The organism is Ruegeria sp. CDSA034 (assembly GCF_059612275.1).
The window spans coordinates 1-23,270 of record NZ_JBXWQH010000020.1 but is presented as its reverse complement, the minus strand read 5'-3'; the positions used below and the strand labels follow the sequence as shown (position 1 = coordinate 23,270).

The 23,270-nt window shown below is 58.1% G+C and carries 21 protein-coding genes and 1 tRNA gene; 7 read left to right on the top strand and 15 right to left on the bottom strand.

The window, feature by feature from the left end:
* Nucleotide 1 precedes the first annotated feature (1 nt).
* Nucleotides 2–1,435, bottom strand: a complete 1,434-nt coding sequence (locus AC2FLJ_RS21965) for an NAD(P)-dependent oxidoreductase (RefSeq protein WP_108860463.1) — start codon at nucleotides 1,433–1,435, stop codon at nucleotides 2–4.
* Between the two features lie 229 nt (nucleotides 1,436–1,664).
* Here AC2FLJ_RS21965 and AC2FLJ_RS21960 point away from each other — a divergent pair, with 229 nt between their 5' ends.
* Nucleotides 1,665–2,468 (top strand): undecaprenyl-diphosphate phosphatase, encoded by an 804-nt coding sequence (locus AC2FLJ_RS21960; RefSeq protein ID WP_496707666.1) that lies wholly within the window; start codon nucleotides 1,665–1,667, stop codon nucleotides 2,466–2,468.
* Here AC2FLJ_RS21960 and AC2FLJ_RS21955 read toward each other — a convergent pair whose 3' ends face one another.
* The gene (locus AC2FLJ_RS21955; protein ID WP_496707664.1) at nucleotides 2,469–3,452 is read right to left on the bottom strand and encodes a complex I NDUFA9 subunit family protein; all 984 of its coding nucleotides are present in this window, start codon (nucleotides 3,450–3,452) and stop codon (nucleotides 2,469–2,471) included.
* Between the two features lie 198 nt (nucleotides 3,453–3,650).
* Between AC2FLJ_RS21955 and AC2FLJ_RS21950 the strand changes: the two genes are divergently transcribed.
* Nucleotides 3,651–3,737 (top strand) — tRNA-Leu (locus AC2FLJ_RS21950).
* A gap of 103 nt (nucleotides 3,738–3,840) precedes the next feature.
* Here AC2FLJ_RS21950 and AC2FLJ_RS21945 read toward each other — a convergent pair.
* The 11 genes from AC2FLJ_RS21945 to AC2FLJ_RS21895 all read right to left on the bottom strand — a co-directional run bounded on the left by AC2FLJ_RS21945 (nucleotide 3,841) and on the right by AC2FLJ_RS21895 (nucleotide 15,527).
* Complete coding sequence (locus tag AC2FLJ_RS21945) at nucleotides 3,841–4,293, bottom strand: SRPBCC family protein (protein ID WP_109313033.1); 453 nt, start codon at nucleotides 4,291–4,293, stop codon at nucleotides 3,841–3,843.
* A 106-nt stretch (nucleotides 4,294–4,399) separates the two neighbouring features.
* The gene (locus AC2FLJ_RS21940) at nucleotides 4,400–5,212 is read right to left on the bottom strand and encodes an XdhC family protein (protein WP_496707662.1); all 813 of its coding nucleotides are present in this window, start codon (nucleotides 5,210–5,212) and stop codon (nucleotides 4,400–4,402) included.
* An 11-nt stretch (nucleotides 5,213–5,223) separates the two neighbouring features.
* Nucleotides 5,224–6,411: a vWA domain-containing protein gene (locus AC2FLJ_RS21935; RefSeq protein ID WP_496707688.1), complete on the bottom strand. Its 1,188-nt coding sequence runs from the start codon at nucleotides 6,409–6,411 to the stop codon at nucleotides 5,224–5,226.
* Complete coding sequence (locus tag AC2FLJ_RS21930) at nucleotides 6,411–7,277, bottom strand: AAA family ATPase (protein ID WP_496699960.1); 867 nt, start codon at nucleotides 7,275–7,277, stop codon at nucleotides 6,411–6,413. The genes AC2FLJ_RS21935 and AC2FLJ_RS21930 overlap by 1 nt, the downstream gene beginning before the upstream one ends.
* Before the next feature lie 105 nt (nucleotides 7,278–7,382).
* A complete protein-coding gene (locus AC2FLJ_RS21925; RefSeq protein ID WP_058275192.1) occupies nucleotides 7,383–9,800 on the bottom strand; it encodes an aerobic carbon-monoxide dehydrogenase large subunit in 2,418 nt (805 codons plus the stop codon).
* Entirely contained in the window at nucleotides 9,797–10,291 is a 495-nt protein-coding gene (locus AC2FLJ_RS21920; protein ID WP_058279311.1) for a (2Fe-2S)-binding protein, read from the bottom strand. Before AC2FLJ_RS21920 ends, AC2FLJ_RS21925 begins: the two co-directional genes overlap by 4 nt.
* Nucleotides 10,292–10,305: 14 nt before the next feature.
* Nucleotides 10,306–11,139, bottom strand: a complete 834-nt coding sequence (locus tag AC2FLJ_RS21915; protein WP_496707659.1) for an FAD binding domain-containing protein — start codon at nucleotides 11,137–11,139, stop codon at nucleotides 10,306–10,308.
* A 139-nt stretch (nucleotides 11,140–11,278) separates the two neighbouring features.
* A complete protein-coding gene (locus tag AC2FLJ_RS21910; RefSeq protein ID WP_496707657.1) occupies nucleotides 11,279–12,376 on the bottom strand; it encodes an MHYT domain-containing protein in 1,098 nt (365 codons plus the stop codon).
* Nucleotides 12,377–12,518: 142 nt separating this feature from the next.
* Nucleotides 12,519–13,523 (bottom strand): ABC transporter substrate-binding protein, encoded by a 1,005-nt coding sequence (locus tag AC2FLJ_RS21905; protein ID WP_282171102.1) that lies wholly within the window; start codon nucleotides 13,521–13,523, stop codon nucleotides 12,519–12,521.
* Entirely contained in the window at nucleotides 13,502–14,869 is a 1,368-nt protein-coding gene (locus tag AC2FLJ_RS21900) for a sensor histidine kinase (RefSeq protein ID WP_496707655.1), read from the bottom strand. The genes AC2FLJ_RS21905 and AC2FLJ_RS21900 overlap by 22 nt, the downstream gene beginning before the upstream one ends.
* Nucleotides 14,859–15,527 carry a response regulator transcription factor gene (locus AC2FLJ_RS21895; RefSeq protein ID WP_282154090.1) on the bottom strand — a complete coding sequence of 223 codons (669 nt, stop codon included), beginning with the start codon at nucleotides 15,525–15,527 and terminating at the stop codon, nucleotides 14,859–14,861. Before AC2FLJ_RS21895 ends, AC2FLJ_RS21900 begins: the two co-directional genes overlap by 11 nt.
* Nucleotides 15,528–15,635: 108 nt before the next feature.
* Between AC2FLJ_RS21895 and AC2FLJ_RS21890 the strand changes: the two genes are divergently transcribed.
* From AC2FLJ_RS21890 to AC2FLJ_RS21870, 5 genes are all read left to right on the top strand, one after another.
* Nucleotides 15,636–16,613, top strand: a complete 978-nt coding sequence (locus tag AC2FLJ_RS21890; protein ID WP_058275185.1) for a tripartite tricarboxylate transporter substrate binding protein — start codon at nucleotides 15,636–15,638, stop codon at nucleotides 16,611–16,613.
* A gap of 69 nt (nucleotides 16,614–16,682) precedes the next feature.
* Complete coding sequence (locus AC2FLJ_RS21885; RefSeq protein ID WP_058275184.1) at nucleotides 16,683–17,165, top strand: tripartite tricarboxylate transporter TctB family protein; 483 nt, start codon at nucleotides 16,683–16,685, stop codon at nucleotides 17,163–17,165.
* 1 nt (nucleotide 17,166) lies between these two features.
* Nucleotides 17,167–18,678, top strand: coding sequence for a tripartite tricarboxylate transporter permease (locus tag AC2FLJ_RS21880; protein WP_058275183.1), 1,512 nt, complete (start codon nucleotides 17,167–17,169; stop codon nucleotides 18,676–18,678).
* On the top strand, nucleotides 18,668–19,855 hold the full coding sequence (locus tag AC2FLJ_RS21875) for a CaiB/BaiF CoA transferase family protein (RefSeq protein ID WP_496707651.1): 1,188 nt from the start codon (nucleotides 18,668–18,670) through the stop codon (nucleotides 19,853–19,855). The genes AC2FLJ_RS21880 and AC2FLJ_RS21875 overlap by 11 nt, the downstream gene beginning before the upstream one ends.
* Nucleotides 19,852–20,631 (top strand): citryl-CoA lyase, encoded by a 780-nt coding sequence (locus AC2FLJ_RS21870; protein WP_496707649.1) that lies wholly within the window; start codon nucleotides 19,852–19,854, stop codon nucleotides 20,629–20,631. Before AC2FLJ_RS21875 ends, AC2FLJ_RS21870 begins: the two co-directional genes overlap by 4 nt.
* Nucleotides 20,632–20,635: 4 nt before the next feature.
* On the opposite strand, the gene AC2FLJ_RS21865 is transcribed toward AC2FLJ_RS21870, so the two are convergent.
* Nucleotides 20,636–22,150, bottom strand: a complete 1,515-nt coding sequence (locus tag AC2FLJ_RS21865; protein WP_472722467.1) for a heme biosynthesis protein HemY — start codon at nucleotides 22,148–22,150, stop codon at nucleotides 20,636–20,638.
* A 10-nt stretch (nucleotides 22,151–22,160) separates the two neighbouring features.
* On the bottom strand, nucleotides 22,161–23,270 hold a 1,110-nt coding region (locus AC2FLJ_RS21860; protein WP_496707647.1), incomplete at its 5' end, for a COG4223 family protein.

Sequence of the window (23,270 nt, the reverse complement as noted above, 5' to 3'; positions counted from 1 at the left end):
GTTATTCGGCTGCGATGGCAGCCTTGGCGTTGAAGCGGTCAATAATCGCATCGGCGCAGTCGCGACCATCACGAATGGCCCAGACCACCAAAGATGCACCGCGCACGATGTCACCAATGGCATAGACGCCGTCCATCTCGGTCGCGCCAGTCTCAAACGCTGCTTTGACGGTGCCCCAACGGGTGACGGGCAGGTCGGGCTGGCCGAACAGGGTGGGCAGGTCTTCAGGCTCAAAGCCCAGCGCCTTAATCACCAGATCGGCATCTTCGACATAATCCGCGCCTTCGATCACTTCTGGCGCTTGACGGCCGGTCGCATCGGGCTGACCCAGACGCATCTTCTGCACCATCACGCCTGCAACGGTGTCGTCGCCGGTAAAGCCCTTGGGCGCGCTCAGCCATTCGAACACCACGCCTTCTTCTTCGGCGTTTTGGGTTTCGCGCTGCGAACCCGGCATGTTCGCCCGGTCACGGCGATAGAGGCATTTGACCGACGTGGCACCTTGCCGGATCGAGGTCCGCACACAATCCATCGCGGTATCACCGCCACCAATAACGACCACCTTCTTGCCTTCGGCATTCAAGCGGCCATTGTCGAAATCTTCGACGTCATCGCCAAAACTTTTGCGGTTCGAGGCGGTCAGGAAATCGATGGCTTTTTCGATTCCAGCCAGACCGCTGCCGGGCATAGACAGATCGCGCGATTTGTACACACCTGTCGCAATGATCACCGCATCATGCTTGGTGCGGATTTCTTCGAACTTGGCGGCGTCCACATCGCAGTTCAGCACAAACTCGACTCCGCCATCGGCCAGCAGGTCATTGCGGCGCTGCACGATGTCTTTTTCCAGCTTGAACCCCGGAATGCCGTACATCAGCAGACCACCTGCGCGATCATAACGATCATAGACTGTGACCTGAATGCCCGCCCGGCGCAGCATGTCCGCGGCAGCCAGGCCGCCGGGGCCGCCACCGATGATGCCAACGCTTTCGCTGCGCTCGGCACCAGGAGCGGTGGGTTTCACCCAGCCTTTGTCCCAGGCGGTGTCGGTAATGTACTTCTCAATCGTGCCAATAGTGACCGTGCCGTGGCCCGATTGCTCGATCACGCAGTTGCCTTCGCACAGTCGGTCCTGCGGGCAGATTCGGCCACAGATCTCGGGGAATGTGTTGGTGGCTTGGCTGGTTTGATAGGCCTCTTCCAGACGCCCCGTCGCGGTCAGGTGCAGCCAGTCAGGGATATTGTTGTGCAGCGGGCAATGCGACTGGCAGTATGGAACACCACACTGACTGCATCTGCTGGCTTGTTCCTTGGCTTTTTCTGCTGCGAATTCGGCGTAGATTTCATCAAAATCTTCTCTGCGGTCATCGGCGGCACGCTTTTCGGGCATGACGCGGTCGATCTGCACAAATTTCAGCATCGGTTGCTTGGCCACGGGTCAAACTCCATGAATTGGCTTGGTCACGTCTCTTTAAGAGATGCGACATCGGATGAAAAGTCAACTGTACTGACCTAATTTCAAAAACTGGAGAGAAATTTAGTGGTCGTTTGAATTTAAATGCGATTTTTAGTTCCGATTCGGACCTATATGCACGCTTTCCTTTTCCACAGAGCACTTATACCCATTGGGCAAACAAAGACGTGACCACAACACGGCGGGGCAGATGGGTCTTTTTCAATTGATTCTCGCGGCGATTATTCAGGGTATCACTGAGTTTTTGCCGATCTCTTCATCTGGTCACTTGATACTGCTGCCCAGCCTGACCGGGCTGGACGATCAAGGTCTGGCCATCGACGTGGCCGTGCATGTGGGCACTTTGGGTGCCGTGGTTCTGTATTTCTGGTCCGATGTGAAACAGGCCGTCTCCGGTCTTTCCCGGGCGTTGACCGGCCGGGTCGACACACCACAGGCGCAGCTGGCCATGGGTCTGATCATCTCCACGATTCCCACAGTGGTTGTCGGGGCTATCCTGTTCAAAACCGGCCTGATCGAGGCCTTCCGGTCAATGGCGGTCATTGGCTGGACCATGCTGGTTTTTGGCCTTGTCCTGTATTGGGTCGATCAAAAAGGGCCACAGACCAAAGAAGCAAGCGAATGGGGTCTGCGCGATGCGTTGATCATGGGGCTGTGGCAGGTTCTCGCCCTGATACCCGGAACATCCCGATCAGGCATTACGATCACCGGCGCGCGCCAACTGGGCTATACGCGAGAGGATGGCGCGCGGATCGCGATGTTGATGTCGATCCCGACGATTCTTGCCTCAGGCGTTTTGTTGTCGGTAGACGTGATCCGCGAAGCAGACGCCCAATTGGCCCGAGACGGGGCAATCGCGGCATTCTTTGCTTTTATTTCAGCTCTGCTGGCTCTGGCCCTGATGATGCGCCTGTTGCGCAGTGTCAGCTTTACACCTTATGTCATCTACCGTGTGATCCTGGGCGCCATCCTGCTTGTAATCGCCTATAGCTGATCAGGTCCGCAGGTTGTTGGCCGAGTTCTGAATGTCGTCGTACTGACCCGATGGGCGAAACTTCCAAAGGTAATCTGGCAGCACCGATTCCAACGTCGCTGGCTCAATCCCAAGATCCGCGAACCCCTTGGCCCCTTCGGACACAACATTGTCGCGGCGGAGGTTCTTCAGCTGATCGCGCGTCAGGATGTGGTTCGGGAACAGTTGGAAGCTGACGAATTTCACAATGTCCAGAACGCCCGCCATGATCCGGGCCACAAAGAAGGGCATTCCGATGATCACTCGGCGCCGGTAGATCACATCAAGCATCTGCTGCATCAGCGCGCGGAAGGTTTTCACCTCGGGCCCTCCCAGCTCATACACACCGGCTTCAGCTTGGCCCAGGACGCCCTGAACAGCGGCCTTGGCCACATCATCCACATAGACCGGCTGGAATTTGGTTTCGGCTCCGACCAGCGGCAGGAATGGTCCCATCCGGGTCATCCCGGCAAAACGATTAAAGAACTGATCTTCGGTTCCGAAAATCACAGACGGCCGCAGAATAATTGCATCTGGCATATGGGTCAGCACACCGGCCTCACCATGCGCCTTGGTTCGCGAATATTCGCTGTCGGACTCGGCGTCCGCTCCGATGGCCGAGATATGAACCATTTGGGAAATGCCCTGTTCGGCTGCCAAACGCGCGATCCGCTCGGCCCCATCAGCCTGCACGGCGTCAAAGGCGTTCTTGCCCAGCTCGTTCAAAACACCGACGCAATTCACCACCGCGTCTGCCCCGTGCATCGCCGCCGCAACCGAGGCATCATCACGGATGTTGCACAAAATGGGTTCGACCTGGCCGACCACACCGTAGGGCCTGACAAACATCGCCTCATTCGGGCGCCGAACTGCCACCCGGACACGCCACCCTTCATTTGCCATGCGCCGCGCAATATACCGGCCGACAAATCCCGATCCGCCATAAATCGTGACCATTTTAGACATGAGAGGGCTCCTGCTTGTGGGTCCTCTTTCGATCTAGCGCTCTGAGGCTTGTCAAACAAGGCGCAATAACGCCGCGCGTCAGTGAAAAGACCAACCAATTCAAGCTGAATTTGAATGTGTGAAAAAAACTTTCAAAAATCTTCCCGAATCTGGTTGACCCTCCCTGCCAGTGGGCTTAAACGCCCCTCCACGACACCTGCCCAGGTGGCGGAATTGGTAGACGCGCTAGCTTCAGGTGCTAGTGTCCGTATGGACGTGGAGGTTCGAGTCCTCTCCTGGGCACCAAATCTCCTTAAAATCAAACCACTGATATTCTCTTACCGGAATTGAGTTTCCGTGGGATGTGATCTGACGCGGGCCGGTCCATTCACCGGCCCTGTCACGCGCCTTAAGTGACGGATTGTTCTGAAACAACTTCGCCAAACCGGGTAAAAAATTTGCCCGACAGCTTTTTCGCCGTACCAGCGATTAGGCGGCTGCCCAGTTGGGCGATTTTTCCACCAACCTCGACCTTGGCTGTATAAGCCAGAACGGTTTCGTCCCCATCTTCGGTCAGCGTCACGTCTGCACCACCCTTGGCAAATCCTGCGGCACCGCCCTTGCCTTCCCCGGTCAAAGAAAACCCGTCCGGTGCATTGGCAGTGTCCAGCGTCACAGCGCCCGCAAACCGGGCTTTGACGGGGCCGATCTTCAAGACCACCTTGGCTTCCAGATCTTCGGGTGAATTTTGGATCAGCTCTTCGCACCCTGGAATGCACTCCTGCAGGATTTCGGGATTATTCAGAGCCTTGTAAACCACATCCCGCGGCGCAGAGATGCGGACTTCGTCACTCAGTTCCATTCAACTTTCCTTTGTTCAACAGCATCTTGGATAAACCAGAAGCGCGGTCTCTGTCGCCTCTTCCGGAGTTTGTTCGGGACGCGCGGGCCACAGGGACCTCAGGCGTTTAAGCACGTTTCTCATCATGGGACTCCGTTTTGGATTTGTCACTGTTTCGCCAAAGCACAATTTCAGCCAGGATCGACACGGCGATCTCATGCGGGTCGATCGCGTGGATGTTCAGACCTGCCGGTGACTTCAGCCGCGCAGCTCGTATCGGGTCCAAACCTTGCGATATCAGCTTGGCCACCAGCGTTTCGGCCTTGCGATGGCTGGCCACCATCGAAACCCGCTTGGCGTCCGTTTGCAGGGCCCCGGCCAGGGCCGCGGCATCGCCCTGTCCTTGCGAGGCCACGACAACGAAATCCCGCGGCTCGACCCCTAGGTTTTGGACGGAGTCCAGAGTGAACCGTTGAAAGTCACCTTCTGTCTCTGACGCGTCACTGAGACAGACGCGAAACCCGGCCAGTGCCCCATGGGCTGCCAGTGCCACTGCAATCAGCGACTCGCCAAAAATCACCAACCGCGGTGCGTGCTGATACGGTTCGACAAGCAGATCGACCGTGCCACCGGACGGACAACCGCTTTTGAACGTCTGAATGCCATCAGGATCGGCCATGTTCACCACCTTTTCCGAAGGTTTGACCCGGATCATTTGCGGCGTTCCACTGGCCAACGCCTGCTGGGCCGAGGATCGAACCGCACGTTGAACGCAGCCCCCGCCCAAATGGCCCAGGATCCGTCCATCTTTTGTAATCGCAGCCTTGCCCCCGGCTTTCGCCGAAGTTGCATCCGCAGTCCGCAGCACCGTGGCCACGCAAAAGGCTTCATCAGTTTTGCGCAGCTGCTCAATCGTGTCGAATATGTCGAAGCTTGCCATGTGGGCTCCTTTCACAGCTTACGGAATTGCGGCTCCAGCGCCGCCAGCGCCTCAAGCGTGTTTGCGGGCAGGTGCGCGTCCAGATACGGCTCAGCGGCTTGCATTGCGGCCGCGATAGGCTGGTAGTCGTGCCAGCCCTTCAGCGGGTTCAGCCAGACAATCCGCCGGGCTTTGCGTCGAATCCGAGCCAATACATCGCCCAAAGCTTGCGGGTCCGAGCTGCAATACCCGTCAGACAGGATCAGTACGATGGTCCGACCGTTCAGCGCGCGCGCGCCATATCCATTTAGAAAATGCTCAAGACTGCCTGAGATATCCGTGCCTCCGCCAAACCCTTCGGCCATCAGCGACAACCGCCCTGCTGCGCGCAGCGAATCGTGGTCGCGCAACGCATCCGTGACGCGCATCAAGCGCGTATGGAACAGATATGCGTCCGCTTCGGTTCCTGTGCCAATCAAGCCTTTCAGGAAAGCCAGAAAGACGCGCGAATATACCGTCATCGAACCGCTTACATCGCACAGTGCAACGATCCGCATCGGACGCGGTGGGCGGGAGCGACGATACAGGTCCATCGGTTCGCCGCCTCGTGCAAGGCTGGCGCGCTGTATCCGGCGCATGTCCAGAGCAGGCCCCCTTAGCGCTTTTTTCCGCCGGCGCGAGCGGCGGTCGCGGATGGCGCGCGCCAGCGCTGTCGCCGCTTGTTCGGCCTGCTTCAGTGCGTCTTCATCCACCAGTTCACGCAAATCCCGACGCGACAGGTTGGCCGTACGGGTCGCAATCAGCTTACCGTCTCTCCCCACGGCCTCTCCGTCGCCCGGATCAGGGGTTGCGTCCTGATCCGAACCGGAACTGGACTCCTGAATGTCATGGCTTTCTTGCTGCCAGATCATCGGCTTGGCGGATTGCACCCGAACATGCGCGGTTTGCGCCACTCCGGTGCGCTGCTTTCCGGCATTGAGCCAATAGGAATCGAAAAGATCGTCAAACCGTCGCCAGTCTTCCGCGTCACCGGCCAGCAAGACACACAGCGCTTGTCTGGCCTGCGGCAAATCCGTCGCCTCTACTTCCGCCAGCACCGCCAATGCATCCCCAGTCTCAGCCGGTCCGACGCGCATCCCGTTCATCCGCAAATGTGCAATGAAGCCAGACATGCGATCCGCCAGACCAGAGGCACGAGAAGGGAACCGGGTGACCTGCATCACGCCACCTTTCCAATCAGGCGATCCATCACTTCAGGCGGGGCCGCGTCATAATCGGCTGCGGTTTTCAGAAGACAGACAAGAGTCACCTGAACCTCTTCGCGGGACTGCGCCATGTCGTTAACACCCAATCCGGAAAGGGCTGCCGCCCAGTCCAGCATCTCGGCAATGCCCGGAGTCTTCTCCAAGTCTTCTTTGCGCAAAGCCTGCACAACGCCAACAATCTGGCGCGCCAACTGCCCTTCAACTTGGGGCATGCGGGCTTTCAGGATCGCCATTTCGGTTTCACGCGATGGGTAGTCGAGGAAACTGTACAGACACCGGCGGCGCAATGCATCGGACAAGTCCCGCGTGCCATTCGCCGTCAAAATAACGATGGGTTTTGAACGCGCCGGGATTGTACCCAGTTCGGGAATTGTGATTTGAAAATCCGAGAGGATTTCCAACAGATACGCTTCGAATTCTTCGTCGGCCCGGTCAATTTCATCAATTAGCAGAACCGGAGGGGCATCTTGCGAAATGGCCTCCAACAAAGGACGTTTCAGCAAATATTCATCTGAGAAAAGCTGTGCTTCGCTCGTTCCGCCCTGCGCCTCGCTCGCTCGGATCGCCAGAAGCTGACGCTGATAGTTCCATTCATAAATGGCATGACTGGCATCGAGCCCTTCATAACATTGCAGCCGGATCAGCCGGGCGTCCTGCCACGCGGCCAGGGCCTTTGCCACTTCGGTCTTTCCAACGCCAGCAGGACCTTCCAACAACAATGGCCGCCCAAGTTGCTGTGCCAAATGCAGCGCCATCGCCAACCGGTCATCGGAAACATAGCCCTGCGCGGCCAATCCGTTCTGAACATCACTCAAAGTCAAAACCAGGATCCAATCTTCATCTGGCCAAAAATATCCCGGGGGAGGTTCGGAGGGGGTTCTACCCCCTCCGTTCGGTCGGGCCGGCAACAGCCGGTTCGAAACCGTTTACCCGTGCATCCCCAACCCGTTGGCGATCTTCCAGATCCGCCAATGATCATGCGGCATATGGCTTTGCACCAATCCAAAGGGCCGGAACGCATCATGCACCGCGTTCGAGAACGCAGGCACGCCGCCGACATTCGGACTCTCGCCCACGCCCTTGGCACCGATCGGGTGGTGCGGAGATGGCGTGACCGTGTGATCGGTGGTGTAGTTCGGCGTCTCCCATGCCGTAGGCAGGAAGAAGTCCATCAGCGTCGCGGTCTTGACGTTGCCCATCTCGTCATAGGCAATCTCCTGCCCCATCGCGATGGCCAGCGCTTCGGTCACACCGCCATGGACCTGCCCTTCGATGATCATCGGGTTGATCCGCGTGCCGCAATCGTCCAGCGCATAGAACTGCCGAACATCCCATTCCCCAGTATCCACGTCGATCTCCATGACACAGATATAGGCCCCGAATGGGTAAGTCATATTTGGGGGGTCATAGTAGCTGACGGCCTCCAGACCGGGTTCCAGCCCCGGAATAGCCTGGTTGTAAGCGGCGAAAGCGATCTCTTTCATGGTCTTGAACCGCTCAGGCGCGCCTTTGACGGCAAACCGATCGACATCCCATTCGACATCATTGTCATGGACCTCGAGCAGATAGGCCGCGATCATCTGCGCCTTGGCGCGGATTTTGCGCGCGGCCATGGCTGTCGCGGCACCGGCAACCGGTGTGGACCGAGACCCGTAGGTTCCAAGCCCGTACGGTGCGGTATCGGTATCGCCTTCCTCCAACGTGATATCGTCCGCAGGAAGCCCGATCTCACTGGCTATGATTTGGGCAAAGGTCGTTGCGTGGCCCTGACCCTGGCTGATTGTTCCCAGCCGCGCGATGGCGGAACCCGTCGGGTGAATCCGGATTTCGCACGAGTCGAACATGCCCAGCCCGAGGATATCACAATTCTTCACCGGTCCGGCCCCGACGATTTCGGTGAAATGCGTCAGGCCGATGCCCAGCAGTTTGCGAGTCTTTCCGGCTTTGAAGTCCTCTATCCGTTGCGCCTGTTCCGCCCGCAGACCTTCATAGTCCACGGCCTTCAGCGCTTTGTCCCAAGCGGTGTGATAATCGCCCGAGTCATACTCCCAGCCCAGCGCGGACTGATACGGGAACTGGTCGGCCTTGATGAAGTTGATCCGGCGCAGCTCGGCCGCGTCCATGTTCAGCTTGATGGCCAAAACCTCAATCATCCGTTCGATGAAATACGCAGCCTCGGTCACCCGGAACGAACAACGATAGGCAACACCGCCCGGTGCCTTGTTGGTGTAAACCCCATCCACAGCCAGATAAGCAGTTGGGATGTCATAGGACCCAGTGCAGATGTTCATGAAACCAGCCGGGAATTTGGTCGGGTCGGCACAGGCGTCAAATCCACCATGATCCGCCGTGGTATGACACCACAGGCCGGTGATCTTGCCGTCTTTAGTGGCCGCGATCTTACCTTGCATCCAGTAGTCGCGGGCAAAGGCGGTGGACATCAAGTTTTCCATCCGGTTCTCAACCCATTTCACAGGCTGGCCGGTGACGATCGAGGCGACGACCGAGCAGACATAGCCCGCATAGGCGCCGACCTTATTGCCAAAGCCACCGCCGATATCGGGGCTGATCACCCGGATATTGTGCTCGGCCAGACCCGAGATCAGCGACACGACGGTCCGGATCGCGTGCGGGGCCTGGAACGTGCCATAAAGCGTCAGCTTGCCGGTCACCTTATCCATCGAGGCAACACAGCCGCATGTCTCCAGCGGGCATGGGTGGGTCCGATGGTAATAGACCATCTCTTCGGCCACGACATCGGCCTCACCCAGAACTGCTTCGGTGGCGTCCTTGTCGCCCTGTTCCCACGTGAAGATGTGATTATGATGTTTACGCGGACCGTGGGCACCCTCGGTTTGACCCGCAAGGTCTTCACGCAGGACAACATCTGATTTTAGCGCCTCGAACGGGTCGGTCAGAACGGGCAGCTCTTCATAGTCAACCTCGACCAACTCTGCCGCATCTGCTGCGATATACCGATTTTCAGCGACGACATAAGCAACTTCCTGGCCCTGGAACAGAACCTTGCCATCGGCCAGCACCATTTGCTTGTCGCCCGCCAACGTCGGCATCCAATGCAACCCCAATGGCGCAAGGTCTTCGGCGGTCAGAACGGCAACAACGCCAGGTATCGCCAGCGCAGCCTCTTTGTTCACGCTGACGACGCGGGCATGGGCATAGGGAGAGCGGACAAAGGCGCCAAACAGCATCCCGTCCATCTTGATGTCATCGACGTAGTTGCCCTTGCCCTGGGTAAAGCGCACATCTTCGACGCGTTTGCGCGAACTGCCCATCCCTTTGAGGTTGGCGACGCGTTCTTCGGGGGTCAGAGTCTGGTCGTTCATTCCGCAGCCTCCTTCTGAGCGTTCAGCATGTCGGCAGATGCCGCGATCGCCTTAACGATGTTCTGATATCCGGTGCAGCGGCACAGGTTGCCGGACATGCCAAAGCGGATGTCTTCCTCGGTCGGGTTCGGGTTCTCTTGCAGAAGACGATGCGCGCGGGTGATCATGCCCGGCGTGCAAAAGCCGCATTGCAGCCCGTGATGTTCGCGGAACATCTCTTGCAGAACCCCAAGGCTGCCATCGTCGTTGGTCAACCCCTCAACGGTGGTGACGTCGGCGCCGTTCACCTGCGCCACAAAGGTTGTGCAGGATTTGACGGACTTGCCATCAATATCCACGGTGCAGGCCCCGCAATGACTTGTTTCGCATCCGATATGCGGGCCTGTGATTTTCAAATCTTCCCGCAGAAAATGGATCAACAGCGTGCGCGGCTCGGCCAGACCTTCGACCTGCTTGCCGTTCACGGTGAGTTTTACGTGCATTTTTGACATCGTTGTTCCTCCCCTCAATCCGCGCGGCTTTGCGCGCGTTCGATGGCGCGGCGCAGCATCACAGCGGCCACGTGTTTCTTGAATTCGACCGGGCCGCGATTGTCGGCCACCGGGTCGATCGCATCGAGCATCGCGGCGACACAACCGCTGACATCCCCATCCGCCAGCGCATTGCTTGCGCTTTCAGACCAGACGGGTGTGTCCGCCAGATTGGTCATCGCTACCGAGGCCTGACCATTGCCAACCATCACCGCAGCTGCCGCTGTCGCATAATCACCGATCTTGCGTTTCTGCTTTTCATAGGCCTGACCCACACCCGCGCCCGGCACCGGGATCGAAATCCGGGTCAGGATTTCCTCATCGTCACGCGCAGTGAAGTAAGCGGCCTCATAAAACTCACGCGCGGCGACACTGCGGCGACCATCGGGGCCAGACAGTTCGAACGTCGCGTTCAGACATTGCATCAACCCCGGCATATCATTGCCCGGATCACCATTGGCGACATTCCCACCAACAGTTCCCACATATCGCACCTGAGGATCCGCAATCTGCAGCGCGGCCTCTCGGATCAACGGAATGGCTGTAGCCAAGCCGTCATGAGTGATCAGCTCATGCTGGGTCACCATTGCGCCAAGCGAAACCGTGTCGGCACCAACCTCGACGCCCTTCAGCTCCTCGATAGCTTGCAGATCGACTAGGTGGCCCATTTCGGCCATGCGCAGCTTCATCATCGGGATCAGGCTGTGCCCGCCCGCGATCACGCGCGCCTCATCTCCGTGTTCCTGCAAAATGCCAATGGCCGAGGCGATATCGCCTGGCCGGTGATACTCAAAACCGGCTGGTATCATGTTTTTCCTCCCTGGGTCCAAGCGGTATGCCTTGGGGGACCTGCGGTAAGGAAAGAACGCTGAAGCCATCCGTTCCAGCCAGTGGAAACGGAGAGCGCGGCTTATTTCACGAAATGCGAATGCGCTGCACGAGCTGCGATCAAAGGCCCAGCGCCTCGCGAATGTCCGTCAGGCGGGATCGGCTGACCGGCACCTTGGCTAGCGCATCGACACTATCAAAATAGCAGGTGCCGTTATCCTTGTGCCTCTCGAACCGCGAGACCTGTTTGGGGTTCACCAGATAACTGCGATGAGCCCGCAAAAACCCTTCAGGCACCAGGCGCGATTCAGCTTCGGTAATGGACCACGGGCAAAACAGTTTCTCGGCGTTCATATAGAGAACGGTGTAGTGCCCTTCGGCCCGGATGGCTGCGATATTGGAAGGCAGGGCGAAAAAGGTCTGCCCCTCCCGCTCAAATGGAACCCCAGCCCGCAATGTGGGCTCTGGTTCCAGGGCAGGTTCCGGCGCGCTGGGCGATATGTCTGCTGCCGCAGGTTCGATGAAGGTGATGCCCGTTAGCAGGAATGCACCACAGATCAGGAACACGGAAACAGTGACCCCCATCGCCAGCACCTGATTGTTTAGCGCCGGCCCGGCGCGACCGGCGGTATCGCTTGCGACAAAATCAGTCAGGCCGGTGGCGACAAAATGCATGGTGAAGACCGCCAACCCGAAACACACCGTTCCCAGCAGAATGTTGCGTTGCGTTCGGTTATCATAGGCAACCCAGATTGCCAGCACCGACAAAACGACCGAGGCCAGGGTCGAAATCACCACGTCCCAAACATTGTAAACGGGGCGGCACAGCTCCATCCCGGCCATGCCGACGTAGTGCATAACAACAATCCCCAAACCCACGATCACGCCTGCACTGACAATTGTACCCATCGTGCGGGGGCGGAAATGTAGGATCAGCAGCGCCAGACCAACCATCAGGATCGCGACCAGCGCTGAGATCAGGGTGATCAAAGCATCGTAGTAAAACAGGATCGGCAGTTGCAGGCCCAGCATGGCCACGAAATGCATCGACCAGATACCACCGCCCAGAATGATCGCAGCCAACGCCACGACCAGTTTGCGTTTCTGATCGTCCAGTTTTGAGGCCCCATGCGTTAGATAAAGGCCGGTGAATCCGGCCATCATCGCAACAGCGAGAGACGCCGCCACAAGCCAAGCGTTATGAGAATAGTCCAACATTTGGATTTACACGCCCTCCCCGACGCGTGGGTGACGTTAGCAAACGGAATTGATTGCGACAATTGATGTTGAAAAGGAATTACAACAGCATCGGCGCTGGTTTCGGTTTTTACCGACCAACCAGGCTTAGGTGACGGTCTTATTACTGAATAACGGCATCTTCCCATGCAGAAAGAAACTTTGTTCGTTTCAACCCGTCAAGAAAGGTCAGTAACGCGGGATCAAGTCCGATTGTCTCGCGCCCGTCAGAACCATCACTCGGCTGCAAAAGAGGAAGCGGGCTGGCCTCTTCAGCCACTGCTGGCCGCTCAGTTACGAGGTATCGCAGCAGCAACTCAGCTGCTTTGGGTTCTGGCGTGGCTTTCGAAACCATCGCTGTGCGCATCATAATTGTTTGAAAATCAGACGGTAACACGACCTCAAGGGCGTCTTTGCCCTCGGCTCGGACGGCGGCGTAACTGCCCAGAACATTGTAAGCAACCAGGATCGAGCCATCCGCTAGGTCATTGATCATTTCGCCCGAGCAGCAATAAAGCCGGACATCCAGGCCGCCCATAACCTCCATCAAGCGCCAATACGTCTCAGACGCGCGCGCATCCTGGGTTGCAAACAGATATCCCAGACCAGATTGGCGCACATCATAGGTGCCAACTTTGCCCCGAAATTCTTCGGGTCGTTTCCGCAATGCCTCGATCAGGCTTTGCCGGGTCTGGGGGATGGGCTGCCCTTCAAACGCGGTTCGGTTTATCACGATTGTCGCGGGTTCCGAGGTGAATGCGAAAAGGCTGTGGTGCCATTGCGCCCAGTGCGGGACGGGCACATCGTCGATAGACAGGGCAAAGCCGTCATTTGCCAGTTTCAACTGCAGGTCCATCGCGCTCGAGATGATCACATCGAAGGCATCGGGCGTTGCGCGGACTCGACGGTTGATGTCGGCGGTTCCGGAAACGAGGTATTCGACACTAATCCGGGGGTTCTCCGCAACAAACCCCTCGATCACCGGCGCGAACAAAACAGTATCGGTGCTGGAAATCACCCGAAGGCGCGGACCTTCGGCGCTTTCATTAAAGACCAGACGGTCTTCCCAATCGTCGGCCCATCCGAGGCAGGGAGCCACCAACAAAACTAGAGCGATAAGATAACGCATGCGCCCCCCTTTGACCGGTTCTTTAGGATCAATGCGCCCCCATGCGCCGTTGCCACATCCTGTGCGATCGTCAACCCCAGCCCGGACCCGATGGTCCCAACGGCGTTCTGTCCACGTTCGAACCGGCGCGTCAGGGTGTCGATTTCATCAGGCGGAAAGCCTGGACCCGAGTCGCGCACCTGAATCTGGGGGTCGGGATGTGCAATGATCGTGATCTCAACAGCACTGTCAGATGGTGCATATTTCATCGCGTTATCGACCATATTTCGCACAGCATTCTGGATCAGGATCGAGTCGCCCGAGTAAGGAACCGACGGCTCACCCGACAATGAAAGCGTCAGCTCTTTCATTTCGGCAATCGGGATCAGGCGCTGCACCAGATCGCGGATCAGAACGACCAGATCAATCTCTTCTCGTTCCAGATGATCCGCTCGGAAGGTGATCATCGCGTGATCCAGCAACTGCCCTGCCGCGCGCGAGCTTTCGTCGATGGCACGTACCATGGCCTTCAAGGCCTCGCGGTTGTCTTCCCGTTCCACGCGGTGAAGTGTTGCCTCGGCATAAGACCTGACCGTCGCCAAAGGTGTTCGCACCCGGTGCGCGGCTTCGGCGATAAAGTCCTCGGATTGGCTAAGCGATTGGTCCAGACGGCCCATGAGCGAATTCAGCGACGTCACCAGCGGCGCCATCTCTTTTGGCACGGGTTTCTTGAACGGGCTTAGATCCTGCGGACCTCTGCGTGTGACCGAGGTCGTCAGTTTGTTCAACTGGCCGATCGTTGATGATGTCACCCAGAATGACAGCGCGGCGGTCAGCAGAAAGAACCCGATCCCCAAATACGCTGCATTGCGTGAAATCTGATCCAGCGTGTCGGATAACGCGTCCTGCGTTTGCCCCAACGCGACCTCAATCTCGGTCTGGCGGCCCAAACCGACCAGCGTTCGGCTGGCGCTGACCTGTCGGACACGCTCGCCGCGGACCTGACCGGTTTGAAAGGCCCACCTGCCTTCAATCGGGCCGTCTGCGAGGCTCAGATCCTCATATCCGGACAAGAATTCTCCATCCTGATAAATGGCATAGAACACCCGGTCATCCGACGGCGTGCTGAGCATGGAAAACGCGGCATAGGGGATGTCCACCTCTAGGTGACCATCCCTAAGCGCTGCGGCATCAAGGATCGACGAGACGGACGCCCCCAATATATCGTCCTGTCCCTGTTGGGCGACTTTTGCGGCATAACTGCGCACCGTCAGGAACAATAGGATCGCCAGGACCGCCGCTCCGCCGATCAGCGTCAACACCAGCCTATTTCTTAGTGATCCCGAAACAGTTGGGCTAGTCGTCATGATCCAACCTGTATCCCAGCCCGCGCAACGTAGTAATTTTCATGCCGGATTTTTCAAGATGCTTGCGCAGGCGTCCGACATAGACCTCAATCGCGTTGTCCGACACGTTGTCATCATAAGAAAACAACCTATCCGCCAGCTTCTGCTTGGAAAACACCTGACCCGGCGCGTTTATGAACAGCTCGATCATTCTCAACTCGCGATTGCGTAGGGAGAGCGTGACACCATCGACAGTCAAATGACCAGCAACCGGATCAAAGATAATTCCGCCAACTTCAATCGTCGACTTTGAGCTTCCGGACTTCCGACGCAGAACAGCGCGGCAGCGGGCCTCAAGTTCCGCATGATCGAAAGGCTTGGTGACGTAGTCATCTGCCCCCAGATCAAGCGAACCGATTCGATCCGAAACCTGACTGCGCGCGGTCAGAACGATCACCGGCGTGTCCAAACGGCTTGCGCGGTGCTGCCTTAGGAACTCGCGGCCATCCCCATCGGGTAACATGATATCCAGCAGGATAAGGTCGTATTCTTCGGTCGCAACAAAGGCGCGCGCATCCTCTAAATTTGCTGCGTGATCAACAACATGACCATCCAGCTGCATGCGGGAACTGATCGCGTTCGCGAGGTCGAGATTGTCTTCGACAAGCAGAAATTTCATGGGCGAAAATCAGTTTCTTTTTGCATGACAGGTTGATGTCAGGTTGGCGTGTTTAGGTGCAGGATAATCTGTGCCGCTGAGCGGCCAGTTGTCAAATGGGAGGACATAATGACAACATTTAACCTGGGCCGTCGGGCCCTGATCGCAGCTGTTGCAGCAATTGGTCTGGTTGGACCTGCCGCATCCGAAGAAGTCGTCGACAGCATCCACTTTCTGATCCCCGGCGGCGCCGGCGGTGGCTGGGACGGTACCGCCCGCGGAACTGGCGAGGCCCTGACCAATGCTGGTCTGGTCGGCACAGCATCTTATGAGAACATGTCGGGCGGCGGCGGCGGTAAAGCCATCGGCTTCCTGATTGAAAACGCGGACAGCAACCACGGCACGCTGATGGTCAACTCGACCCCCATCGTGATCCGCTCGCTGACCGGTGTGTTCCCGCATAACTTCCGTGACCTGACACTGGTCTCGGGCACAATCGGCGACTACGCAGCGATTGTTGTAGGCAAAGATAGCCCGATCAACTCGATGGCGGACCTGCTGGCCGCCTATGACGCTGACCCGGGCGCAACCGCGATTGGTGGCGGCTCGGTACCTGGCGGCATGGACCATCTGGTCGCCGCAATGGTCATGGAAGCTGCAGGCAAGGACGCGCTGGGCGTAAAATACATCCCTTATGATGCGGGCGGAAAAGCTATGGCTGCCCTGTTGTCGGGTGAGATCGCCGCACTTTCGACCGGTTTCTCCGAAGCTGTCGATCTGGCCAACGCGGGTGAGGTTAAAATCATTGGCGTAACCGCAGAAGAGCGGGTCGATGCAGCACCTGACGCACAGACCATGAAGGAACAGGGCATCGACACCACTTTCGTGAACTGGCGTGGATTCTTTGCTGCCCCCGGCCTGCCCGAGGACAAGCTGGCTGCCTATCAGCAAGCCATCGCCAAGATGTATGACACACCCGAATGGGAAGAGGTTCGTGCCCGTAACGGTTGGGTCAACATCCACAACTCGGGTGCCGATTTCGAAGCGTTCCTGGAAGGTCAGGAACAGCAGATCAGCGACCTGATGAAGAAGCTGGGCTTCCTCTAAGGCAATCTACGGCAGAGCGTTTGGTCGCTCTGCCGTCCCAAAAAACCAAGATACATGGGAGGGGACGTTATGGCGCTGGATCGCTGGATCGCGCTTATTTTACTGGGTGTTTGCCTGACATATGGGTACACCGCCTGGTTCACGATGGACGGAAGTCTTCCTCCTTTCATGCAGAGAAATCCGATTTGGCCCAGCACGTTTCCAAAGGTGCTGTCGATTCTGGGCGTGGTCGCGTGTTCGATCATCCTGCTTGGCTTTGAAAAGAGCGAAGTCAAAGAGGCCGATATCGATTACCGCAGACTTGGGGAATATCACCTGGGTCAGGCAATTTCTCTTCTGGTGCTCATGGTTGTCTATGCCCTGTGCCTGCGCCCGGTCGGTTTTCTGATCGCGACATCCAGTTTCCTGATCCTCGGGTCTTTCATTCTGGGTGAACGCAAGTGGCACATCATGCTGCCTGTCGCGTTCGTGGCAACCGGATCCGTCTGGTATCTGGTTCAGGAAGTTCTTGGAATTTATATGCGCCCCCTGCCGGGCGTGTTCGGAGGCTGACATGCTAGAAGGACTTCTGATCGGCCTGCAAACGGCATTCTCAATTCAAAACCTGCTAATGGTCGTTGCCGGATGTCTGATCGGCACGTTTATCGGCATGCTTCCGGGTCTGGGCCCAATGTCGATCATCGCAATCATGATCCCGGTTGCTATTTCGATGGGCGATCCATCGGCTGCGCTGATCCTTTTGGCAGGGGTTTATTATGGCGCGATCTTCGGCGGCTCGACGTCGTCCATTCTGCTGAATGCGCCGGGGGTCGCGGGCACCGTGGCCTCAAGCTTTGACGGTTACCCAATGGCCCGGCAGGGCAAGGCGGGCAAAGCCCTGACCATCGCAGCAATCGCCAGTTTCGCAGGCGGCACGATAGGGGCAATCCTGCTGATGGTCTTTGCTCCGGCACTGTCTTCGGTCGCTCTTCTGTTCCATTCAGCCGAATACTTCGCGCTGATGGTGGTGGGTCTTTCGGCCATCGCAGCCTTTGCCGGTTCGGGGCAGGTGGCAAAGGCCATCATCATGACGACCATGGGATTGATCATGGCCACCGTCGGAGAGGGCGCGCTGTTCAATCTTCCGCGGTTCACAATGGGCATCATGGACCTGCAATCCGGGTTTGGCTTCATCACCCTGGCCATGGCGATGTTCGCCCTGCCCGAAGCGTTGTTCCTGGTGCTTAAACCCAAGGACCTGAAAGGTGATGACGGCAAGATCAAGGATCTGCGCATTACCAAGGCCGAGGCGAAGGCCATCACCCCGGTCATCGGTCGCCAATCGGTGCAGGGCTTCTTTATCGGCGTCCTGCCCGGCGCGGGCGCGACAATTGCAAGTTTCCTCGGCTATGCGGTGGAACGGAACATTGCCCCCAAGGATGAGCAGGAGGAGTTCGGTAAAGGCTCGATCAAAGGTCTGGCCGCACCCGAATCGGCGAATAACGCGGCCTGTACCGGATCTTTTGTGCCGCTGCTGACACTGGGCATTCCCGGTTCCGGGACAACGGCGATCCTTCTGGGTGCTTTGATTGCCCTGAACGTCACCCCGGGTCCGCGTTTGATGTTGGATGAACCTCAGATCTTCTGGGCGGTAATCATGTCGATGTTCATTGGCAACCTCGTCCTGCTGATCCTGAACCTGCCGCTGATCCCCTACATTGCCAAAGTGCTGGCCGTTCCGCGTAACTATCTGATCCCGTTCATTTTGTTCTTCACACTGATGGGGGCCTATATCGGGCAGAACAATGCCACCGAATTGCTGATCCTGGTGGGTTTCGGCGTATGCGCAACGGCCTTAAAGTTCGCAGACTATCCGCTGGCACCCCTGCTGATCGGCTTCATCCTTGGCGGCATGATGGAGGATAACTTTTCGCGTTCGATGCAGCTGTATGATGGCATCGCCTTTATCTGGGAACGCCCGATGACCCTGGGACTGCTTGCCATTGCCGTCCTGCTGGTTCTGCTGCCCAGCTACCGCGCACGTCGTGCACGGGCGCGGGCCGCTGGTGTGGCTGATGGGGACTGAACCGCTTAGGGGTGTTCGGGTCCTTGATCTGACAAACGTGCTGGCCGGCCCGTATTGTTGTTACCAACTGGCCCTCATGGGGGCCGAGGTGATCAAGGTCGAACGCCCCAAAAGCGGTGATCTGGCCCGTGTATTGGGGGCTGATCCTGACCGGAACAACGCCGGTATGGGGGTCAGTTTTCTGGCGCAGAACGCGCAGAAGAAATCGGTCACGCTGGATATGAAATCCAGTCGGGGCAAGGCTCTGCTAAAGCAGCTTGTTAAAACGGCGGATGTTCTGGTTGAAAACTTCCGGCCCGGCGTGATGGATCGGTTGGGTCTGGGGTATGACGTTCTGCGTACCGAAAACCCTGCCTTAATCTATTGCGCAATAAGCGGGTTCGGGCAGGACGGTCCGCGCCGCGACGACCCGGCCTATGACCAGATCGTTCAGGGCATCAGCGGGGTCATGTCGATCACCGGCGCGGCGGACACGGCACCCTACCGCGTTGGCTATCCGCTGGCTGATACGGTCGGGGGGCTGACGGCCGCCTTTGCGGTGAGTGCCGCATTGAACGCAAAACCCCGTGGCGCGTTTCTGGATATTGCCATGTCCGAGGCCGTGATCTCGACCATGGGATGGGTTGTGTCCAACTACCTTGTCGGCGGTGTGATGCCCGGCGCGCATGGCAATGAAAACACAACCTCGGCACCGTCCGGTACCTTCGCCACATCCGACAGCCCAATCAACATCGCCGCCAATCGCGATGAACAATGGCAAGCCCTCGCCCGGCATCTTGGCCGCGAGGACCTGTTGGATGACCCCGACTATGCAACACGCGAAGATCGCAAACGAAACCGCCACGCTTTACGGGACGAGTTGGAGAGATCCCTAAAATTGCGTCCCGCGAGCGAGTGGGTCAGCGAATTGAATGGCTTGGGCGTACCCACCGGGCAGGTTTTGACGGTGCCTGAGGCTTTGGCCGATGAGCAGTTGGCCAGCCGGGGACTGATCGGTACGCTACCGGTGCACAGTGAGGACATGCAACTGGCAGGCAGCCCGGTGGTGATGGACGGGCAGCGAAGTATGCCGAAAGTCTCACCGCCGGAATTGGGCGTGGATAACGATTCAATCTGGTCCGAACTTGGCTTGTCAGCGGATGAGATCAAGGAACTGGCCAAGGATGGTGTGATATGAGCGATGTTTCCGACTGGTGGAACACATCCATCATTGACATGGAACCCGGACGCATCGCCCTGCGCGGTGAACCCATCGAGGACCTGATCGGCAACCTCAGTTTCGCCGAAATGATCTGGTTTCTGGTTCGCGGCAACCGCCCGTTACCCGCGCAGGCAGATCTGTTCGAAGCGGCCCTGGTCGCCGCCGTAGATCACGGACCACAGGCACCTTCTATTGCGACGGCCCGGATGGCTGTAACTTGCGGTTTGCCTTTGAACAACGCAATGGCCAGCGCGGTGAACATGCTGGGCGACATCCACGGCGGCGCCGGTGAGCAGGCGGTTGAGCTGTATCACTTTGTCGGGTCCCACTCGGGCGGGATCGGTGCAGCGATTGACGACTGGATCGACGACCACGGAAAGATACTGCCGGGTTTCGGCCACCGGTTTCACACACCGACCGATCCACGCGCACCGCGGTTGATGGCCCTGGTCTCTGAGGCAGTAGAACGCGGCGCGTGTGACGGACGTTTCCGGAAAATCGCGTTGGATATCGAAGCAGAGCTTGCACGTCGCAAAGGCAAACCCGTCCCGATGAACATCGACGGGGCCACGGCCGTCATCTATGCAGAGCTTGGGTTCGAACCACCGCTTGCGCGTGGTTTGTTTTGCCTCTCCCGGTCAGTCGGCATACTGGCACATGCGTGGGAGCAAATGCAGCAAGGTGGCCGCAACAAAGGCCCCACACCTCCGACGTACCGCTGGACTTATGTCAGGAACTCGCCTGAGGAATAGCGCGTCAGGCCTGTTTCTCGACCACGGGTTCGACGTCGGGGCGGACTGGTTCCACATCCAATTCGATGATCTCGGGATCACCCGGTTCCTCGACGTCTTCCACTTCAACCTCGACCTCAGCTTCCGGCTCGCTGCTGTCTTCCAGCGCACCAACGATCAGAGGCAGCATATGGACACCCGTCGCGCTTGCGATTTCCGGCGTTTGCGGTGTTTGCCAGCTGAGCGTGTCAAAGCTGCTGCAGTTCTGACAGACCGGAGCCCACTCGGGCTGGATGTCATGACAATTGTCGCAGACCCATTGTGGCCCGCGCGGTGCAGTCAGCGCCTTGGCCAGCCAACCCTGTACTACCGCGTCCGAGGACCCCTCGCCCCGTTCAATAGCGGCCATCAACGTGTAACCGCGCGCATCCGCCTGCTTTTCGACCACATCGCCCAGTGCGCGACGCGCCTCGGGGAAGTCTTCGGCCACGATGTTCAGCTCCGCCAAAATCAGACGGGTTTCCATATTCTCAGGGTGAATACGGGTCAGCGCAGTAAAGCGTTTGATCCGTTCATGTGGCGTTTCATCCGGCGCAATCTCTGCAAAGACATGGGCGAGGTCGGGGTGCGGCTGCACCTCCCACGCTTTTTTCACTATTTTGGTCGCATTGCGCGGTTTGCCTTTTTCAATGTAAGCGCGCGCTGCCATTGCGGCCGCAGGAACCAGATCAGGAGACAGGCGGTTCGCCTCAATCGCGCGCTCTTGCTGTTCGACCGTGGCGTTCTCGTCCAGAATCCCCTTGGCCTCGGACAGGGCCAGCACAGCATCGCGGCGCTTGAACACGTCGCGCGGCAGGTGGCCGGATTTCAACTTGGCTGTCAGTGTAGACCGCGCGCCTGCCCAATCCTGCGCCTTGGTCTGAAGACCTAACAAAATGTCCTGTGTTTCCAGATGGCGCGGCTTCATGGCCAACGCTTTTTCGGCCAGTTTGCGGGCGGTTTCGTCATCCCCTTCGGCCAATTTCTGTTTCATGATACCGCGCACACCGACAAAACGGGTTGCATTGTCCGTCACCAGTTTCTTGTAGGTGTCAGCCGCCTTTTGGGTGTCACCGTTCATCTCGGCAGCCTGGGCCACCAGAAGGTTGGTCAACTCAGGTTTGTTCAAAAGCCGCTCCGCTTTAGTGGCCTTGTTCAAAGCCACGCGCCCTTCGCCCGAGGCCAGCGCCATCAGACCATCGGACAACGCTTGATACCCGCGCTGCTCGCGGCTGCGGTCAAAATAGCGCGACAGGGCGGTTTCGTCTCCGTTGAGGAACTTCAACGTGGCGATCAACAGGGTCAGCAGCTTGAACAAAAGCCAAACTGCAAAAACCAGAACGCCCAACGCGATGACCGATTGCAACGGCCCCAGAGTGTATTCTGTTCCGCCGGCTGTGATCTGTACACCACCGCTGGTTTCCATGAGGGAACCCGCACCCACGGCCAGAAGACCGATAATCGCAACAAAAACTAGAATCTTAAACAGTGACCACAGCATGGCAGGTCCTTCAGTTCGAGTTCACGCTAGGCTGAAGCTCATTGGCGGCATCCACCGCGGAAACCCGCGCCTGGGCTGCCTGCTCCCAATCAGCCATAGCTGCCTGCGCCGCTTCGGGCAGGGATTTAAGTTCGGTCAGGGCCGTTGAGACGTCGCCACTGGACAGAGCCGACTCGGCACGAGACAGGATCGCATCCGGGCCATCGCCATCTTGTGGGGTGACCGAACGCGCCCCGGTCTGTCGCTGCAGGAACGCCACCAGACCGGTGGCTTTGTCCGCATCCCGTGCTTCCGCCAACGCGGTTCGCGCAGCGGGTGAGAACGATGCCCGCAAGGTCGACACGCTTGCAACACCTTTATCGGCGGGGCCCGATAGCGCCTCAGGCACATCAACGCCGCCTGCCTTCAGTTCGGCGACAAGGTCTGCGTAAGGCTGACCGGCATCCAGTTGACCATGCAGGCGCGACAGGATCGCCGCGTTGGTCGCTGCCAAAGCCTCTGCCGAGGCTTTCGCCTCAAGCGTTTGTGCGTCCGACACCATTTTTTCTACTTTGGCCCGCTGCGCCGCCAGTGAGTCCTGTAATTTTTTCAGTTCGGCCTCAAAGGCTGCCGACGCTTCGGGGGACGCGCCTTGGGTCAACGTGTCGCTTTCAAGTTTACTTAGGCGGCTGGCCAAAGGATCAATCTTGCCCGCCAGCTCATCGACACTGGATTTGAGCGTATCCAGGTCAGAGGTGATCGGTGTCACCTGATCGGTCAGCGCTGCAATCTTGCTGTCGACGCCAGATGTGTCGGACAGGGATTTGGTCAGTGCCTCGATCCGGGTGGACTGATCGTTGAGCTTCGCCTCAAGCGTCGTAAGCGCATCTGTATCGCCAGATCCGAACAAGCCCGCGCTGCCGGCCGCAAATCCGATTCCCGCCGCGATAACACCGCCGAGCAAAGCGGGGACGAATCCACTGCGTTTTTCTTCCTGCTGCAGCTCTTCCCGATGCGCTTCTTCCGGCGGAGTGGAGTTCTCTTCCTGGGTCAGTTCCACAGCCGCTTCGGCTTCGGCTTCGGCTTCGGCTTCGGCTTCGGCTTCGGCTTCGGCTTCGGCTTCGGCTTCGGCTTCGGCTTC